This is a genomic window from Streptomyces sp. NBC_01669, assembly GCF_026339735.1.
Lineage (GTDB): Bacteria > Actinomycetota > Actinomycetes > Streptomycetales > Streptomycetaceae > Streptomyces > Streptomyces yanii.
On record NZ_JAPEQG010000002.1, the window covers coordinates 943,435 to 958,115 of the forward strand.

The window sequence follows — 14,681 nt, forward strand, 5'->3', positions numbered from 1 at the left end:
GGCGAGGCGGGGCTGCCCCCCGGTCGCGGCCCTGTGAGACGGGGAGGGGCCGGTGTCGCCAATACAGCCATCGCTGATCGGCCGGGACGACGCCTTGCACGCCGTCGACAACCTCCTCGGCCGACTGCGCGGCGAGCTGTCGGCCGACACCACGAGCCCCGAGGCCGGGGCAGCCGATCGCACGCTGCTCCTGCTGGGCGAGCCGGGCATCGGCAAGACGTCACTCCTGGAAGCTGCCGCCACCCGTGTCAAGGACCACGGTGGTCGGGCCCGTTGGGTCGCGGGCAGCCCCGAGCAGGCCCGACTCGCCTTCAGCGGGCTCGACGCACTCGTACACCCGTGGCCCGACACCCTCGCCGACCTCGACGCCGAGGACCAGCTGATCATCGAAGCAGCCCTACGCGAGGGAGAGACGACCGCCAGCGGCACGCTCGCGCTCGCCGATGCCCTGGTACGGATCCTGTCCAGCCGGGCTGTGCTGAGCCCTCTGCTCGTCATCGTCGACGACCTGCAGTGGCTCGATCAGTCCACCCAGGACCTGCTTTCCTTGTGTGCCCGGCGTCTCCAGGGCGAGCCGGTCGGTTTCCTCCTCGCCTCACGCCCGTCGGGACTACCCCCGCTCTGGGTGCGGCAGAGCACCCTCCACCGTCTGCACGAGCTGGACGACATCGGGGCCGCGCGGCTGCTCGACTCCCTCGCCGTGCCCGCGCAGGGCCGCATCCGCCGACAGATCATGCGGCAGGCCGGCGGCAATCCCCTCGCCCTGGTCGAACTCGCCCGCGCCGCATCCATCCGGCTACTGAGCGAGAAACCGGTGGATGCCGAACTCCCGCTCACCGAACGGCTGGAGCAGCTCTTCGCCGCAGACCTGACCGCGCTGCCGGAGCCGACCCGCCGCCTGCTGCTGCTGGCCGCGGTGGCGGACCTGCCGGACATGGCCGCTCTGGCGGGGGTCCTCGGCAAAGCCCTGCTGCCGAGCCACCCGGGCCGGCACGGCAACAACCCGGCCGGACCGGCGCAGGGCGCCGCGAGAGCCGCTGCCACGCCCGATGACGGGATCCCGTTGGTACACGTGGCGGATCAGGCGTGGTCAGCGGCGGAGAAGGCAGGGCTGCTCATCCTGCGCGAGGGAGTGGTGCGATTCCGCCATCCCCTCGTCCGGTCCGCCGTGCTGTCCGCCGCCTCCTTCGACGAACGTGCCCGGGCACACCGCCTGATCGCCTCCGCGCCTGACCTCGACGAGGACCGCCGGGCATGGCACCGGGCCGCCGCCACGGTCACCGCGGACGGCGGCGTCGCCGATGCCCTGGAGGCCACGGCCGAACGCGCCCGCCGCCGGGGCGGCTACGCGGCCGCGGCAATGACCCTGGAGCGGGCCGCCCAGCTCAGCCCGCGCACGCACGACCGGGTGCGCCGGCTCAACGCCGCCGCCGAGTTCGCCATGCTCGGCGGCCATCCCCGCTGGGTTGCGGACCTCACCACCGCCGTCGCGGCCGTCGCCGACACCCCCGGCGCACGGGCCCAGGCCGACTACCACGCGGGCTGGGCCCTGGCGCTGACCAGCCGGCACGACGAGGCGATGGACCGGCTCATGGCCGCGGCCGACGCCTGGGAGGACGAAGGCCCCGCACGGGCGGCGGGAGCACTCGCAACCGCGGCCATGGTCGCGTACACCAGCGGCGACCCGCGCTTCCGCCGCGCCATCCTGGACCGCTACCGGCGCCTTCCCCCGCATGAGCCGGATGCCTCTACAGCGTGGATCCTCGCCGGCTGCGACCCGCTCGGCGCGCGTGACGAAGCGCTCGCCCACCTCCGCCACGCGACCGCCGAACCCGACTTGCCGCTTGATGCGTTCTCGATGCTCGGCGCCGCCGCGTGGGCGCTGGACGAGACCGAGTGGGCCGTGCAGCTGTACGGGACCATGCTGGAGCTGTACCGCCTGACGTCCACGGCGGGGGCGAACGCGACGGTCGCCTCCGCCCACGCGATCGCCCTGTTCGAAGTCGGCCGCTGGCCCGCCGCGCTGGCCGGCGTGAGCGAGGCGGAACACGCGGCCGCCGCCGGCGGTCTCGAACTCGCCACCGTCAGCACCCACATCCTGGCCGCCGCACTCGCCGCCGTACGCGGGGACAGCCCGCGCGCGCGGCAGACGCTCGCCGACGCTACCCGGGACTTCGACGTGCGGGGCACCCGCACCTTCGAGATGCGGACCCGCCAGGCCCACGCGCTGGCCGCACTTGCGGAAGGCGACCACGACACCGCCTACTTCCACCTCAGCCGGCTCTTCCGGAGCGACGGCAGCCCAGTGCACTTCCACAGCTCCTTCCATGCGCTGGGCGACCTGGCCGCAAGCGCCGTACGCATGGAGCGGACCGAGCAGGCCCGGGCCGTGCTCGACGCGTCCCGGGCCCGGCTGCCCGCCACAACCTCGCTGCGGCTGCGGCTGATCGTCTGCCGGGCACAGGGGCTCCTCACCGACGACGCCCGGGCCGAGGAACTGCTGCGGGAGGCGGCGTTCACCCCCGGCGGGGAATCCTGGCCGTTCGAACGCGCCCTCGCGCTCGCCGACCTGGGCGAGTGGCTGCGCCGCCAGCAGCGACCAGCCGACGCGCGAGCCCCGCTGCACGAAGCACAGGAACTCTTCCAGGGCCTCGGCGCCGCCCCGTGGGTGCACCGCACCGCCGCCGAGCTGAGGGCCGCAGGCGTCGACACCGCCGAGGCGCACCGCCAGGACGCGGTCATGGAACTGACGCCGCAGCAGCTGGCCATCGTGCAGCTCGCGGCCCAGGGCCTGTCGAACAAGGACATCGCCACCCGACTCTTCCTCTCCCCCCGCACCGTCGGCTTCCACCTCAACCGGGCATTCCCCAAACTCGGCGTCACCTCGCGCTTCCAACTGCGGGACGTCATCTAGCGCTAGCTACGTCACATGACGGAATCGAGGCGGCCACGGCCGCCCTTAGCGTGGTTCGCGTGACCTCATCAACCCGACGGACCCAGGAGAAATGATGAGTGGGAACGCGCACGTCAAGAACGTCGTACTGGTCCACGGCGGCTTCGTGGACGGCTCAGGGTGGCAGGGGCTGTACGACCTGCTGGCCGACGAGGGCTACCACGTGAGCGTCGTGCAGAACCCGACGCTGTCGCTCGAGGGCGACGTCGCCGCGACCCGGCAGGTGCTGGACACCCTGGACGGGCCGGCCATCCTGGTCGGGCACTCCTACGGCGGCGTCGTGATCACCGAGGCCGGCAACCACGACAACGTGGCCCGCCTCGCCTACATCGCGGCGTTCGCGCCGGACAAGGGCGAGTCAGTGAGGACGCTGATCTCCGACCCGCCGCCCGGAGCCCCTGTACCGCCGATCCTGCCGCCGCAGGACGGGTTCCTGTTCCTGGACCGGGAGAAGTTCGCCGCCTCCTTCGCCGCCGACCTCCCGGCCCGGACGGCGGCATTCATGGCCGACTCCCAGGTGCCCTGGGGAGTGGACGCGCTGGGTGGGGCGGTGTCCCAGCCGGCCTGGCGCACCAAGCCGGCCTGGTATCTGGTGGCCACCGACGACCGGATGATCCCCCCGCTGGCGCAGCACGCGATGGCCGAGCGGGCCGGGGCCAGGACGGTGGAGGTCCCCGGCAGCCACTCCGTCTACGTCTCCCGGCCCGACGCGGTGGCCGAGCTGATCAAACAGGCCGCCGGCGCCTGACCCCCGGCCGGCGCCCGCCGTCCGGTCCCCGAACCCTCGTCGGGACGGGTGCGTCCCTCATACCGGGCGCAACCCCGCAGCGCCCGATCGTCATCACCAACGCCACTGCGGGACACGGCCACGTCGTCTGCGTCTCCCGCCCCGCCACCGTGGCCGCCGTCATCACCCAGGCCGCCGAAGGCCGCAACGGCAACGCCTAGCGGTCCCCCCGGGCGCGGCGCCCGCGCACCCAACGCTCCGCCCGCCCGTAACCCAGCACACGACGCAGGAGAGAACCGTGTCCGAGCGCCCCACCTTCACCCGTCGCAGAGCGATCGCCACCGGCGCGGCCGCCGCGGCGTCTGCCGCCCTCCTCACCCCGGCCAGCGCCACCGCCACAACCACCGGCGACGCCAAGCCGGGAACCAAGCCGACCATCGTGCTGGTCCACGGCGGCTACGCCGATTCGTCTTGCTGGAACGGAGTCATCCAGGAGCTGCAGGGCCAGGGTTACACCACGATCGCGGGGTCGAACCCGCTGCGGGGTATCCCCACCGACGCCCCGTACATCGGGAGTCTGCTCGACTCCATCAGTGGGCCGGTCGTGCTGGTCGCACATTCCATGGGTGGAACCGTCATCACGAATGCCGCCGCCGGAAAGAGCAATGTCAAGGCGTTGGTCTACATCGCGGCGTTCGTGCCCGATGTGGGCGAGACCCAGGGGGAACTCATCGGCAAGTTCCCCGGTAGCGAGGTCCTGCCCGTGAGCGTTCCGGTCCCCTACACGAAGCCCGACGGCACCACCGGAACCGACCTGTACCTGAGCAAGGACGGCCAGGCAGCCTTCGCTGCCGACGTGTCCCCGGCTACGTTCCGGCTCCTGCAGGCCACTCAGCGGCCCTTCGACGCGGACTCCTTCATCTACCCGACTCAGGCCGCCGCGTGGCGGACGATCCCGTCGTGGGGGCTGGTCGCCGGCCAGGACAAGGCGATCCCGCCCGCGGCCGAACGCTGGATGTACAGCCGTGCGAACTTCCGCAAGGTCGTCGAGGTGCCGACCTCTTCCCACGTCGCGATGATCAGTCACCCGGAGACCACCGCACAACTGATCGTGGACGCCGCCAGAGCCACCAGGTGACCACTACCGTCCCGGCCCGCACCCGGCGGGCCGGGGCTGCATTCACGTCAAGGCTGCGGGAGAAGCCGACGGGCTCCAAGGTCGTAGAGGTAGCCGCCAGCCACGCCGTTACTGACTTCGGCGTCTTGGGGTCTGGATCTGTGTCGGGACCGGTGATGCGGTCCGTCCGGGCTGGTACGCCGGAGACATGCGGTATCCGGATGGGGGCGGGCTGACCGCCGAGCAGCGCAAGCGCCGGGAAGAGTTGCGGATGCGGGCCGTTGACCTCTTCGAGGAGGACGGGGAAGTCCCGTGCATCGCACGGGAGTTACGGGTGAGTGAGAAGTCGGTCTACCAGTGGCGCCGTAGCTGGAGGACGGGCGGACGCGAGGCGCTGCGTTCCAAGGGCCCCTCCGGCTACGACTGCCACCTCGGCCCACACCTGCAGGCCAAGCTCGCGATGTGGCTGGAGGAGGGGCCGGCCGCGCACGGCTGGGCGGATGACCAGGTGTGGACCGCCGCCCGGATACACACGCTGATTGGGCGGAAGTTCCACCTCTCCTACAGCGTCTCCGGGGTCACTCGGCTGCTGCACCGCATGGGCTACAGCGTGTAGATGCCCGCCCGGCCCGCCGCCGAACGCGACGAGGACGCGATCACCGCATGGCGGGAGGTGACCTGGCAGGAGGTAACACCCTCCGGGCGGCGACCGGCGCGTTCATCTGCTTCGAGGACGAAGCGGGCGTGACCGGCCGGCCGCCCAAGGGCCGCACCTGGGGCCGGCGCGGTATCAAAAGTGACCGGTACCTGGCACCCGCGCGGCGCTCTGGGCACCACCTCCGCAGCCCTGGCACTCGACGTGGCAACCATCGAGCGAATCCCGGAGCCGCCCGTCCCGTACATCGACAGGGCCCCTTCCGTCGGCTGAAAGCCGACTCCGGTGGAAGACACGAGCCGACCGGGTTCCTCGGGTCTCCTCGCCCATGCTCTCCCCGAGGGCAAACTCCAGCTGATCAGCGACCTGCAGGGCGAGGGGCGCACCCTCGTCATTGCTGGGGAAGACGGCACCAACAACACTCTCGCCCTCGCCGACGTGGGCATCACGATGGGCGAACACTCCTCGCACGTGGCCCTGGAGACCGCCGACATCGCCCTGGCCGGCAACGATCTGCGCTAGGTCGCCGCCGTCGTCGACCTCAGCCGCCACACCCTGCGCGTCGTACGGCGAAACCATGGCCTCGCGATCGGCGTCAATCTCCCCGGCCTGCTCGCCGGCGCCGGAGGGTCCATGAACCCCGTCCTCGCGGTCCGGCTCCACAACGCGAGCACATCGCCGTCGTCGGAAACTCGGCCCGACTGGTCAACCACACCCCGCATCTGCCTCGCACAACCGACGAGGAGCTGAGGGCGGCTGCTCTGGAAGACCGCCGGGTGCATTGACACAAGCAGCACGGAAGAGCCCCCCGCGACGGCCGCATTGGGACCTCCACAGGGTGGCTTCCGGCACACCGTCGGCCGTGACTCCGCCGAGTCACGGCCGGCAGCGCATCCGCCCGCGAGGGCGGGACGATCACCAGGACGACTTGGTGACTCCGGGGAGGAATCCGGCGTGGGCCTGCTCGCGCATCCGGACACGGGACAGCCCGAACTGCCGCAGGTGCCCCCGGGGCCGGCCGTCCACGCTGTCCCGGTTGCGCACCCGGGTCGCGCTGGCGTCGCGCGGCTGGCGCCAAAGCTCCGCCAGAGCAGCAGCCCGCTCCGTCTCCGGGGTGCCCGGGCGGCGGATGATCTCCTTCAACTCGGCCCGACGGACGGCGTACCGCTCGACGATTGCCTTGCGCTTCTCGTTCTTGGCGATCTTGCTCTGCTTGGCCATCAGACCTTCACTCCCCGGGCGCGGATACGGGCCACGGCCGCCTCGATACCGATGCTGTCGATCGTCTTGATCGCCTTGGTGCTGAGCGTCAGGCGTACATGCCTGCCCTCGCTCGGCAGCCAGTACCGCTTGCGCTGGATGTTGGGGTCGAAGCGGCGCGAGGTGCGCCGGTGGGAGTGGGAGATGTTGTTGCCGAAGCCCGGCTGGGCTCCGGTCAGTTGGCAGTGGGCGGACAAGGTGTTACCTGCCTCTCTTCAGACGATTTCTTTTTGGAAATGGAAACCATTGTCATATACTAGCGCCCATGGCCCGCAACGAAGTACGCCCGATCATCAAGCTCCGCTCCACCGCCGGGACCGGCTACACGTACGTCACCCGCAAGAACCGGCGGAACGATCCCGACCGCATGGTCCTGCGCAAGTTCGACCCGATCGCACGCCGGCACGTCGACTTCCGCGAAGAACGCTGACCCCACCGCCCTGCCCCTGACCCTGCCCAGAAGGACACCGTCATGAAGCCCGGAATCCACCCCCCGTACGGCCCCGTTGTCTTCCGCGACAAGGCCGCCGGCTCCGCCTTCCTCACCCGCTCCACGATGACCAGCGACAAGACGGTCGAGTGGGAGGACGGCAACACCTACCCGGTCGTCGACGTCGAGATCTCGAACGTGAGCCACCCCTTCTACACCGGCACCGCCCGCGTCCTGGACACCGCCGGCCGCGTCGAGCGATTCGAGCGCCGCTACGGCCGACGCGAGGCGAACTGATGCAGAGCCAGCCCCGGCTGCCCGTCGTGATCGTCGGCGGGCTCCACTCCGACGCCCGCAAGGAGGTTGTGGAGCGTCTCCTGCGCACCGTCCCCGGCAGTGTCGCCCTCCACCATGACCTGGCCTCAGCGGCCGAAGGCACCCTGCGGCGCCTGGTGCGCGACGCCTCGGGCCAGCTGTCGTACGGCGATGCCCCGCTCGTCAACGACTGCGCCTGCTGCGCGCTGCGCGAAGACCTGGTCCCCGAGCTGGAGCGCCTGGCCGCCGGCGGCACAACCCGGCTCGCGATCGTCGAGCTGTGGGACTCCGTCGAACCCAAGGCGATGGCGGAAGTCGTCGTCGCGCACGGCGGAGACGCCCTCGATCTCACCAATGTGATGACCGCCGTCGATCCCGCGCTCGTGTTGCCCTACCTCGCCAACGGCGACGACCTGGCCGAGGCCGGACTCGCCGCTGCCGCCACCGATCAGCGCACGGTCGGCGACACCTGGGCCCGTCAGCTGGAGTACGCACCCGTCCTCGCTCTCGTCGACAGCGAAGACGCCGACGACGAGGACCGCGCACTCCTTGCCCAGCTCCACCCGACCGCACGCCGGGTGCCCGCCGGATCCGGTGAACTCGCCGAGCTTGCCTTCGCCGGCTTCAACGTGGAGGCGGCCGCCGCCGCACAGCACCCGGCCTGCGCGCGGCTGCCCCAAGAAGCAGACGAAGCCGGGGTCGCCACCCTCGTCTGGCACCGCCGCCGCCCCTTCCACCCCGAGCGCCTCTACCAGGCACTGGAAGACCTGTGCTGCGCAGCCGCCCGCAGTCGCGGCCGGTTCTGGCTCGCCGACCGCCCCGACACCCTGCTCGCCTGGGATGCCGCCGGCGGCGCGCTGTGCGTGGAGAACGCCGGGCCCTGGCTGACCTCCCTGCCGGACGCCGCCTGGGAGATGGTGCCGCCCATACGCCGAGCCGCTGCCGCACTGGACTGGCACCCCGAGCACGGCGACTGCTGTCAGCACCTCGTCTTCACCTCCCCCGGCCTCGACCGCGACGGCCTGGCACAGCTTCTCGAGTCCTGCCTGCTCACCGACGACGAGTACGCCGCCGGCCCCGAGGCGTGGAAACACCTGCCGGCCGCGTTCGACTCCCTCCTCAATCCCGTCCCATAACCCCGGCACCACACACCCGTCCGACGTCAGCACCGAAACAGGAGCACGCCCATAGCCCGCCGGAACGACCCCCGCAAGCCGCAAAAGCCCCGCCCCAACCCCCTGGACGCGGCCAGGATCACGTACATCGACTACAAGGACACCGACCTGCTGCGGAAGTTCATCTCCGACCGCGGGAAGATCCGCACCCGCCGCGTCACCCACGTCACCGCCCAGCAACAGCGGCAGATCGCCACGGCGATCAAGAACGCCCGAGAGATGGCACTCCTGCCGTTCGCCGCCCGGGGTCTGTACGGTCAACGGTGGATCTTCGAACAGGAAGTGCTCTGACCGGGAAGGTTTGCCGGGTTGCTCGCACGAGCCTGTTCTCCCACGTGCCCCTGGGCGTTCTGGAGAGCCTGAGATCATCGTCCGCATGGTGTGCGATGTGTGCGGGGGCGAGTTGCCCGGTGGCCTCGATTCGATTCCAACGAACCCGGAAGGTGGAACGTGGGTGGCCTGCGGGCACTGTCTCGCGACCGCCATCGTCATGGACTCCGGCGAGGTTCTGCGTCCACCGTATCGACCCACTACAGACCGGTGGTGTGCCGCGGTGGATAAGTCCGGCACCCCTGAGGTTGAGCACGCCGTCGTGACCACGCTGACGTTGTGCGGAGTGGACATCGAGCGGGAAGGGCTGGCCGGGTACGGATACTCATGGTCCCCGACGAGCGCGACGGCCTGTACGACGTGCCGATCGGCCGCCGTCGAGGTGGACGAGCGATGGCCGGTCGGCCGCCGCGGACGTCCCGCCGGCGACGCGGGGCGGGTCAATGCATCTTCTGCTGGTGAGGCTGCTTCAGGCTCGCTTCCAGCTTGACGGACTCAGGCCGTGACGGTGAGGGGGCGTCCGCCCCAGCGGATACCTTTCTCGCTGCGAATGCGGGCTCGCTCGCGCCGTTGGGCGGCCAGCACGTCGGGGTGACGGGCGTTGGCGTTGCGCCATCGCAGGTAGGCGTGCAGGGCGCGGGTCTGTGCGGTGTGGTTGCGGTGGTGGGAGTTGGCGACGGTGAACTGCCGCAGCGGTCCGAAGTGGGCCTCGATCGTATTGGCCCAGGACGCGTAGGTCGGGGTGAAGCACAGCTCGACCCGGTGCTTCTTGGCCCAGCGCCGGATCGTTTCGCCCTTGTGGGCGGACAGGTTGTCCAGGATCACGTAGATCGGGGCGCCGTCCGGGCGGGCGGCGCGGATCGACCGCAGCGCGGCCAGGGTGTTCCCGGCGCCCGTCTTGAACCGCCAGATCACCCCCTCGAACTGCTGCCGCAGCCGCTTGGGGTACGGGCCGTACTCGCCGATGGGCAGGTACGGCTCGATGAACTCCCACTCCGTGTCCGTCAGTTGCACTCACGTCACGCAAGAACATCTACCAGTCCAACGCCCCGCCGCGAGGGCGAATCCCACAGATTGATCACGACTCGATACGCGCCCTAGCCCACGTGGACGCGGGGGCGGCGCTCGCGGTCGGGCTCCGCCTCCCGCAGTACCTCGCGGGTGACCGGGGCGACCTCGCCCTGCCCGAGGAGGAAGAAGCGGAGGAAGTTGGCGAAGGGGTTGCCCTCGGTCCACTCGAAGTAGATGTGCGGGCGGGTGCCGGTGAGGTCGCGGGAGTGGAGGAGGAGGGCCGCGAGGGCGTTCGGCACCGAGGAGGATTCGAGGGTGAGGACGCGGTAGCGGTCGTGGAGGACTTCGCCGCGGACGGTGAGCCCGGCCTCGAACTCGGACGGGTCGGTGACGGTGACCTCGACGAAGACGAAGTCGTCGGTGGTGGGGAGTTCGTTGTCGGTACGGATCTGGTCGATCTTGTCCCGGTACTCGGCGACGTCCCGGTTGTCGGGCTCGTTGGCGATGAACCTCGGCGTGCGGTGGGAGACGTCCCGGATGAACCGCTCGGCCATGTCGTCGAGCTCGACGTGGGTGACGCGCAGTTCGAAGGCGCGGCCGAGGCGGGAGAGGAGGGAGATGAGGATGATGCCAGCGATGAAGCAGGCGCCGATCTTCACGCCGTCGGGGCGCTCGATGACGTTGAGGACGGTGGTGTAGAGGAAGACGGCGGAGATGACGCCGAAGGCGATGGCCCAGCGGCGCTGGCGGGCCTTGCGGGCGGCGATGGTCACGGCGATCGCGGCCGAGCAGATCAGGACGAGGACGCCGGTCGCGTACGCGCCGCCCTGGGCGTCGACGTCGGCGTCGAAGATCCAGGTGACGAGGAACGCGACGAGGGTGAAGACGATGACCATGGGGCGCACGGCGCGCGCCCAGTGGGGGGCCATGCCGTACTTGGGCAAGTAGCGGGGCATGAGGTTGAGTAGACCCGCCATGGCGGAGGCGCCGGCGAACCAGAGGATGGCGATGGTCGAGACGTCGTAGACGGTGCCGAAGGTGTTGCCGAGATACTCGTGGGCGAGGTAGGCGAGGGCGCGGCCGTTGGCCTTGCCGCCGGACTCGAACTCCTTGTGGGGGATGAGGACGGTGGTGATGAAGCTCGTGCAGATCAGGAACACGCTCATGATGAGCGCGGCGGTCGTCAGGAGCTTCTTTGCGTCGCGGATGCGGCCCGTGGGCTTCGCCTCGGTGTCGCCCGGGTCGCCCTTCACATGGGGCATGACCGCCACGCCTGTCTCGAAGCCGGACAGGCCGAGGGCCAGTTTGGGAAAGACGAGGAGGGCGACGCCGATCATGGCGAAGACGTTGCCGTGTTCGGTGGTCAGGGCGGCGGACCAGTCGGTGACGACATGGCTTTGGGTGATCACCTGCCACAGGCCGGTGACGACGACGACCGCGTTGAGCGCGAGGTAGACGCCGACGAGGGCAAAGGCGACGCCGATCGCCTCCAGGAATCCCTTGAGGAAGACCGCGCCGAGCAGCGCAATCAGGATCATCGTGATCAGGACCTGCTTGTCGTGCAGGGCCGATTCGAGGTGAGGGTTCTCCACCAGGTGGGTGGAGGCGTCGGCGGCCGAGAGCGTGATGGTGATGAGAAAGTCGGTCGCGGCGAAGCCGAGCAGCGTCAGGACGAAGAGCTTGCCCTTCCAGAAGGAGAGGAGCCGCGACAGCATCGCGATCGAGCCCTCGCCGTGCGGGCTCTCCTCCGCGACCCGCCGGTAGACCGGCAGTGCGCCCGCGAGGGTCACGATCACGAGGACGATCGTCGCGACAGGGGAGAGGAGTCCGGCCGCGAGTGCGGCGATGCCGGGCTGGTAGCCGAGGGTGGAGAAGTAGTCGACGCCGGTCAGGCACATCACCCGGTACCAGGGCTGGCCCCGGTGCGCGGGCTCCTGTTCGGTCTTCGGGGCGGCCGGCCGGCCCTTGCCCATGTCGGACAGGCCCTCCAGCATCCACGCGCGCAATCCGCTGGTGCGAGTGTTGTCCGTGGTGGCCATCGGGTGTCCCTAAATGTCAGTGGTGGTCGGTTTTCCGCCGTTTCGGCGAACAGCCGGGCAAGACTAAGCAGGGATTGAGCCGCGGATCGCGGCTCACGCGTCAGGAAACCGTCAAGACGGCCCGGTCGGGCGTCTGATGCGTCACACCGGGTACAGCCTCGAGGGGTACCTGGAGGAGGCCGACGATGCAGATAGTCGAGCAGGAGCCGCCGCTCGGAGTCCCGCAACACCTTGCGCAGGGCACGGCCGAGGACGTCATCGCCGATCCGGCGGCTGACGGGATCCCTGTCCGGCCAGTACCTCGCCTCACGCGTGACTCCTCCCGCACCACGGAGGGCAGACCACCACACGGCCCGTAAGGCGTTGCCTCCTTGGCGCTCTATGCTGCGGCCAGCACCATCGGCGTGGCCGCAGTCTGAGTGGGGGGAAGGGAAGCCTTTTGGCAACGTCAGGTCCTCGGCCCAACGACTACGCGGCCGCAGTACGTGGGCTTGAGCCCTACCTGGGAGCCGGAACGTCTTTTGCGCCTCCAGCAGTTGGCAACGGCCTTCGGCGATACCGCCGACCGGATTCCTCGTCGAGGGCGGGATTGCATCACGCACAGCAGGCGTGGCGACAGATGACGACGGCAGAGCAGGAGCTGCCGCAGTTGCTGGCAGATATCTCCGAAGCGTCCCTGGCTGCCGATCCGCTCATGATCTACAGCAGCATGCACGTTCTCAACGCGATAAGCAGGGCGGTACTACCGGCCAGGCTGGCGTTCGGCAGTGACGCCCTGGCAGAGTTCTACGGAGGCCTGGTAACGGCGATGCCGCCGGAGGACGTCCTCGCCCAGCTGGGGACCGAGTATCACCCGCAGGTCCTGTACGACGTGGATTCGCTGCTGCGCGAGTACGGGAAGGCCGAATCTCTGGCCTACCGGGCCAGGATGCTGCGCGAGGGCACAGCAGACCAGCAGACGAACGTCCTGCACATGCTTCAACTGGAGCGGCGATTCGACCGGATGCAGGGCTACCCCGCACAACTGCGACCCATCTTCGATGGCATCACCGCCCCTCTGGCCAGCAAGAGTCGAAAGGTTCTTGGTTTCTCACTTCACCATGCCGCGGATGCGGCTGACGCGTATCACTCCTTGCGGAACACGCACATTAACCAAGCCTTGGACGCACTCCAGGACGTTCTCGCCGCTGCCAAGGCGTCCACGGACAAGACGCACCGCTCGCAGCTGGCACTCGTTCATTCCGCCGGGGTGGCAACGTTCGGGGCAGCCCCTGTCGAAGACGACCTGCCCGGGCTGCTGGCCGAACGCCTCAACGCTCCGCACAACGACATGACCCGCCTGGTCGCGTCGCTGACGACGCAACTTGGCAGTCAACCAGACCTTCGTGAGCTGGGCGACACCAACGCACTGCGGCGGCGTCCGATCATCGGCCTGGGAGACACACGCGCCCTGTGGGCTCGCCCGGGCGACTTCCTGCACGAAGCGCTCGACTGGGCCGCAGACGCCTGCCTGGCTCATCCGGAGCTTCTCAAGCAGTTCGACAAACGACGCCAGGACTTCTGCGAAGAACAGGCCCATCGCACCCTGGCAGCGGTTTTCGGGCACGAGTACACCCACGCCGGCGTCATCTATCCGGAGGCGGGGAACCCCGATGTCGACGTCCTCGTGGCCATGCCCGGTGCGGTGCTGGCGGTCGAAGCCAAGGGGGGACGTTTCACTGACCCAGCCCGCAGGGCAGCGCCGGACCGAGTGCAGAGAAAGACACGCGAGTTCGTCGACAAGGCGCTCACACAGAACGCGCGCACCGTTGCCTACCTCGACCGCGGTGGAAGGGACTTCCGGGACCAGCACAAGCGCCGCCTGCCCCTACCAGACCCTCTGCCTACCGCGGTGTCGGTGATCGTCACGCTCGACCGCGTGGACCCTTTCGCCACCCTCCTCCCAGATGGCGGCAAGCGCGACGCCGCGCCGGAGGAGGGGACCTGGCTTGTCACGCTCGCGGACCTGATGACTGTGGCAGAAATCCTGCGTCACCCGGCAGAGTTCTATGCCTACGCCCGCACCCGCGCTGCCATGGCCAAGGTCAAGGGGCCCACTGTTTTCGTCGAGGCGGATGCCCTGGCGGTCTGGCTGGAACACCGCGTACAGCCTGTCGAGCCCTGCGCCAGCGAACTCGTGTACCTCGACACCAGCAGTGAGGCGATCAACGCCTTCTACACGCACGTTGACGCCCCAGGCTCGCCCTCTCCGAGCCGTCCGGCATCCGGCATTCCGTCCGAGGTGCTGGACGCCCTGGACCTCGTCCAACAGAGCCGACCGGAGGACTGGCGTCACCTGGCGATCGCCGCGCTCGCGGTGAAGCCCGCGGAATGGCAGCCCCTGCGCAGAGCGCTGCACCCCACGAAGCCAGGCAGCAGCACCCGCCGCGACCGCAAGCGTGCCCGTCGGGCAGCAGACGGAATCCGCCTCTCCCCTCACCTCACCGTCTACGTATGCGACAGCCTGAACGCCCCTCCCCCACCGCTAGGACCGGCGACTCTCCTGATCACACCCCCCAGACAGATCTCCAACAACGCTGACCCAGTGGCATCGTGAACCTTGGCCGCACGCGAGGCACGAGTTAAGGGCTCAGGCCGAGAACTCAACATTGCGGCCTAAGCTTGACTCT

The 14,681-nt window shown here is 69.6% G+C and carries 14 protein-coding genes and 1 pseudogene; 11 read left to right on the forward strand and 4 right to left on the reverse strand.

What is annotated here, in order from left to right:
• Nucleotides 1-52 precede the first annotated feature (52 nt).
• The 6 genes from OG972_RS45360 to OG972_RS45385 all read left to right on the forward strand — a co-directional run bounded on the left by OG972_RS45360 (nucleotide 53) and on the right by OG972_RS45385 (nucleotide 5,974).
• Nucleotides 53-2,914, forward strand: coding sequence for an AAA family ATPase (locus OG972_RS45360; RefSeq protein WP_266992495.1), 2,862 nt, complete (start codon nucleotides 53-55; stop codon nucleotides 2,912-2,914).
• Between the two features lie 94 nt (nucleotides 2,915-3,008).
• Nucleotides 3,009-3,701 carry an alpha/beta fold hydrolase gene (locus tag OG972_RS45365; RefSeq protein WP_266992497.1) on the forward strand — a complete coding sequence of 231 codons (693 nt, stop codon included), beginning with the start codon at nucleotides 3,009-3,011 and terminating at the stop codon, nucleotides 3,699-3,701.
• A 277-nt stretch (nucleotides 3,702-3,978) separates the two neighbouring features.
• The gene (locus OG972_RS45370; RefSeq protein WP_266992499.1) at nucleotides 3,979-4,818 is read left to right on the forward strand and encodes an alpha/beta fold hydrolase; all 840 of its coding nucleotides are present in this window, start codon (nucleotides 3,979-3,981) and stop codon (nucleotides 4,816-4,818) included.
• Nucleotides 4,819-5,005: 187 nt separating this feature from the next.
• A complete protein-coding gene (locus OG972_RS45375; RefSeq protein WP_323135990.1) occupies nucleotides 5,006-5,413 on the forward strand; it encodes a winged helix-turn-helix domain-containing protein in 408 nt (135 codons plus the stop codon).
• Between the two features lie 180 nt (nucleotides 5,414-5,593).
• Nucleotides 5,594-5,725 (forward strand): hypothetical protein, encoded by a 132-nt coding sequence (locus OG972_RS45380; protein ID WP_266992501.1) that lies wholly within the window; start codon nucleotides 5,594-5,596, stop codon nucleotides 5,723-5,725.
• A gap of 12 nt (nucleotides 5,726-5,737) precedes the next feature.
• Nucleotides 5,738-5,974 carry a hypothetical protein gene (locus tag OG972_RS45385; protein ID WP_266992503.1) on the forward strand — a complete coding sequence of 79 codons (237 nt, stop codon included), beginning with the start codon at nucleotides 5,738-5,740 and terminating at the stop codon, nucleotides 5,972-5,974.
• A gap of 393 nt (nucleotides 5,975-6,367) precedes the next feature.
• Here the strand turns inward: OG972_RS45385 and rpsN are convergent, their stop codons facing one another.
• Complete coding sequence (gene rpsN, locus OG972_RS45390; protein ID WP_266992505.1) at nucleotides 6,368-6,673, reverse strand: 30S ribosomal protein S14; 306 nt, start codon at nucleotides 6,671-6,673, stop codon at nucleotides 6,368-6,370.
• A complete protein-coding gene (rpmB, locus tag OG972_RS45395; RefSeq protein ID WP_266992507.1) occupies nucleotides 6,673-6,909 on the reverse strand; it encodes a 50S ribosomal protein L28 in 237 nt (78 codons plus the stop codon). The genes rpsN and rpmB overlap by 1 nt, the downstream gene beginning before the upstream one ends.
• Nucleotides 6,910-6,977: 68 nt before the next feature.
• On the opposite strand from rpmB, the gene rpmG reads away from it, so the two are divergent.
• From rpmG to rpsR, 4 genes are read left to right on the forward strand one after another with little or no spacing between them, the layout of a single operon-like run.
• Nucleotides 6,978-7,142, forward strand: coding sequence for a 50S ribosomal protein L33 (gene rpmG, locus OG972_RS45400; protein WP_266992509.1), 165 nt, complete (start codon nucleotides 6,978-6,980; stop codon nucleotides 7,140-7,142).
• A 42-nt stretch (nucleotides 7,143-7,184) separates the two neighbouring features.
• Nucleotides 7,185-7,439, forward strand: a complete 255-nt coding sequence (locus OG972_RS45405; protein ID WP_266992511.1) for a type B 50S ribosomal protein L31 — start codon at nucleotides 7,185-7,187, stop codon at nucleotides 7,437-7,439.
• Nucleotides 7,439-8,593, forward strand: a complete 1,155-nt coding sequence (locus OG972_RS45410; RefSeq protein ID WP_266992513.1) for a GTP-binding protein — start codon at nucleotides 7,439-7,441, stop codon at nucleotides 8,591-8,593. Before OG972_RS45405 ends, OG972_RS45410 begins: the two co-directional genes overlap by 1 nt.
• Before the next feature lie 51 nt (nucleotides 8,594-8,644).
• Nucleotides 8,645-8,923: a 30S ribosomal protein S18 gene (gene rpsR / locus OG972_RS45415; protein WP_266993020.1), complete on the forward strand. Its 279-nt coding sequence runs from the start codon at nucleotides 8,645-8,647 to the stop codon at nucleotides 8,921-8,923.
• Between the two features lie 534 nt (nucleotides 8,924-9,457).
• On the opposite strand, the pseudogene OG972_RS45420 reads toward rpsR, so the two are convergent.
• A pseudogene (locus tag OG972_RS45420) lies at nucleotides 9,458-9,847 on the reverse strand (transposase); the annotation flags it as partial.
• 212 nt (nucleotides 9,848-10,059) lie between these two features.
• Nucleotides 10,060-12,012 carry an amino acid transporter gene (locus OG972_RS45425; protein WP_266992515.1) on the reverse strand — a complete coding sequence of 651 codons (1,953 nt, stop codon included), beginning with the start codon at nucleotides 12,010-12,012 and terminating at the stop codon, nucleotides 10,060-10,062.
• A gap of 619 nt (nucleotides 12,013-12,631) precedes the next feature.
• Here OG972_RS45425 and OG972_RS45430 point away from each other — a divergent pair.
• Entirely contained in the window at nucleotides 12,632-14,608 is a 1,977-nt protein-coding gene (locus tag OG972_RS45430) for a hypothetical protein (RefSeq protein WP_266992517.1), read from the forward strand.
• Nucleotides 14,609-14,681 lie beyond the last annotated feature (73 nt).

Excerpts from the sequence above, each read along its gene's own strand:
- OG972_RS45375 (WP_323135990.1), top strand. The coding sequence starts at position 5,006 with ATGCGGTATCCGGATGGGGGCGGGCTGACCGCCGAGCAGCGCAAGCGC.
- rpsN (WP_266992505.1), bottom strand. The coding sequence starts at position 6,673 with ATGGCCAAGCAGAGCAAGATCGCCAAGAACGAGAAGCGCAAGGCAATC.
- rpmG (WP_266992509.1), top strand. The coding sequence starts at position 6,978 with ATGGCCCGCAACGAAGTACGCCCGATCATCAAGCTCCGCTCCACCGCC.
- OG972_RS45410 (WP_266992513.1), top strand. The coding sequence starts at position 7,439 with ATGCAGAGCCAGCCCCGGCTGCCCGTCGTGATCGTCGGCGGGCTCCAC.
- OG972_RS45425 (WP_266992515.1), bottom strand. The coding sequence starts at position 12,012 with ATGGCCACCACGGACAACACTCGCACCAGCGGATTGCGCGCGTGGATG.
- OG972_RS45405 (WP_266992511.1), top strand. The coding sequence starts at position 7,185 with ATGAAGCCCGGAATCCACCCCCCGTACGGCCCCGTTGTCTTCCGCGAC.
- OG972_RS45430 (WP_266992517.1), top strand. The coding sequence starts at position 12,632 with ATGACGACGGCAGAGCAGGAGCTGCCGCAGTTGCTGGCAGATATCTCC.
- OG972_RS45365 (WP_266992497.1), top strand. The coding sequence starts at position 3,009 with ATGAGTGGGAACGCGCACGTCAAGAACGTCGTACTGGTCCACGGCGGC.